Origin of the sequence: Devosia sp. (assembly GCF_034675085.1) — a bacterium.
In the GTDB taxonomy this organism is placed as follows: domain Bacteria; phylum Pseudomonadota; class Alphaproteobacteria; order Rhizobiales; family Devosiaceae; genus Devosia.
Genome location: NZ_JAUCDN010000447.1, coordinates 1 through 2,000, shown reverse-complemented (window position 1 = coordinate 2,000; position 2,000 = coordinate 1). Strand labels below are relative to the sequence as shown.

Genomic DNA, 2,000 nt, shown 5'->3' with positions numbered 1-2,000 from the left:
TCGACGACATCGCCTTCCAGACCAATCTGCTGGCGCTCAACGCCTCGGTGGAAGCAGCGCGGGCGGGCGAAGCGGGCAAGGGCTTTGCGGTGGTCGCCGTGGAAGTGCGGCGGCTGGCCCAGAGCGCGGCGGAGGCTTCCGCCGACATCAAGGCGCTGATCGAAACCTCGGTGCGCGAGGTGGGCGGAGGCACCGCGCTGGTGGCAGAGGCCGCGGCGACGCTGGGCTCCATGCTGGGCGCGACCCAGGCCAATTCCACGCTGATGCAGGCCATTGCCCGCGACAATCAGAGCCAGGCCACCACCATCGGCGAAGTCGGCCAGGCGGTTCGCCAGATGCAGGACATGACCACGCATAATGTGGCCCTGGTGGAACAAACCAATGCCGCCATCGGCCAGGCCGAGGCCCAGGCCAGCGGCATCGAGCAGGCCATCGCCCTGTTCCGCATCGGCAGCGCGGCCGGCCCCGGCCGAACACGAGGCGCATCCGGCCGCGCCAGCCGGACCGATGCCGCACGGGCGGCCGGATGACCCGGGGACGAGGCGTCAGGCCGGGTCCAGTTCCCCGTCGGGCTGGTTGAGAAAGATCATCACGCCCAGAATGGTGATGAAGACGCGGAAGGCCGATTGCAGGCCGTTCCAGCTCGACGACATCCACATGCCGAACCATTCCCCGCCAATGGTCATGAAGCCGACCTGCCAGACCAGGAACCCCAGAATGAGCCCGGCCATGGCCCAGCTCTTGGCGCGATTGAAGCGGGCGGCAGGGGCGCGCAGGCGGATGAGCAGGGCAAGGGAGCCGGCCCAGCACAACAGCGCGGTCAGCGATTCGCCGGCGATGATGAGCCCGTAAAACAGGTGATGCAGCGCCGGCGCAGCGATGGCGCGCGACACGATGGTGGCCTCGGCGAACACCGTGTCCATGCTCAGCACATGCTCGACAAAGGCGAAATTGCTGCCGTAATCGGTGATATTGCCCAGGGCGACCAGGCTCGCATAAAGCGCCACAGCCCCCACCAGAACCGCCTTGCCGAGCCGAACGATCACCATGAGAGCCCCCCGCCGACCCTGAACCGCGTCGCGATCTTTCCGATTCGCCCCTTGCGCTTCAGGACGCTGCTTTTGCGCCTGTTTTTATCCCGAAACCGGTTCCCGCTTTCGGCAGACAAGCTGTAACCCCTTTCGCCGCCGGCAGGCAAAACCAGGCCGGCAAGCCAGGCGCACAACGCGGCAAAACGCGATCAGGACTGAAGGGAAGGATTTGGTGGAGCCAAGCGGGATCGAACCGCTGACCTCTTGCATGCCATGCAAGCGCTCTCCCAGCTGAGCTATGGCCCCATCCTTGGGTTCCGGCGGGCGATGCCCGTCCGAAGCGAGGCGGAACCTATTGGATGATCCGCTCTCATGCAAGTGCCTAAATGACACTTTTTTCATCCACCGGGTTTTGCACGAACCCGGTGGATAAATATCTGGAAAATCAGCGGTCTTCGTCGCCGTCGACGTCGAAGCCCAGACCGTCGTCCTCGTCTTCGTCTTCCTCGAGGAACACGTCTTCCTCGTCATCGCCCAGCTCTTCGTCGACTTCGACATCCTCGACATCGGGAATGTCTTCGCCGCCCGATTCCTCGGCATCGGCGTCCTCGAGCGAGACCATGTCGGGCGCCGCCGCGTCCTCGACATCGTCTTCGATCTCCTCGTCCTCTTCATCGCTCTTGCGGGCGGTGGCGGGCGAGGGCCGGCCGGTGAGCAATTGCTCGAAATAGGAGCGCGGATAGCTCTTGCCCGTATAGGGCGAGACGATCGGGTCCTGGTTGAGATCGTAGAACTTCTTGCCCGTATCGGGATCGGTACGCTTGGTGCCGCGGTCGGAACTGGCCATCGATGTTCCTCGTGATAAAGTTGCGGGGGCGGCAAATGCCTGCGCCTGCCCCGGTTCGGTCAGTCCGGTTATGGGCAAACCCTGCCCCTGTCAAACCGAAAATGTGGGGAACCGCGCGGCCG

At 64.5% G+C, this 2,000-nt stretch carries 3 protein-coding genes and 1 tRNA gene; 1 reads left to right on the top strand and 3 read right to left on the bottom strand.

Going from position 1 to position 2,000, the window contains the following annotated elements; genetic code table 11:
* On the top strand, window positions 1–530 hold a 530-nt coding region (locus VDP82_RS17565), incomplete at its 5' end, for a methyl-accepting chemotaxis protein (protein ID WP_323016107.1).
* A 15-nt stretch (window positions 531–545) separates the two neighbouring features.
* Here the strand turns inward: VDP82_RS17565 and VDP82_RS17560 are convergent.
* From VDP82_RS17560 to VDP82_RS17550, 3 genes are all read right to left on the bottom strand, one after another.
* On the bottom strand, window positions 546–1,049 hold the full coding sequence (locus tag VDP82_RS17560) for a DUF2165 domain-containing protein (RefSeq protein WP_323016106.1): 504 nt from the start codon (window positions 1,047–1,049) through the stop codon (window positions 546–548).
* Window positions 1,050–1,261: 212 nt separating this feature from the next.
* A tRNA-Ala gene (locus VDP82_RS17555) sits at window positions 1,262–1,337 on the bottom strand.
* A gap of 139 nt (window positions 1,338–1,476) precedes the next feature.
* The gene (locus VDP82_RS17550) at window positions 1,477–1,878 is read right to left on the bottom strand and encodes a TIGR02300 family protein (RefSeq protein WP_323016105.1); all 402 of its coding nucleotides are present in this window, start codon (window positions 1,876–1,878) and stop codon (window positions 1,477–1,479) included.
* Between the last annotated feature and the right edge of the window lie 122 nt (window positions 1,879–2,000).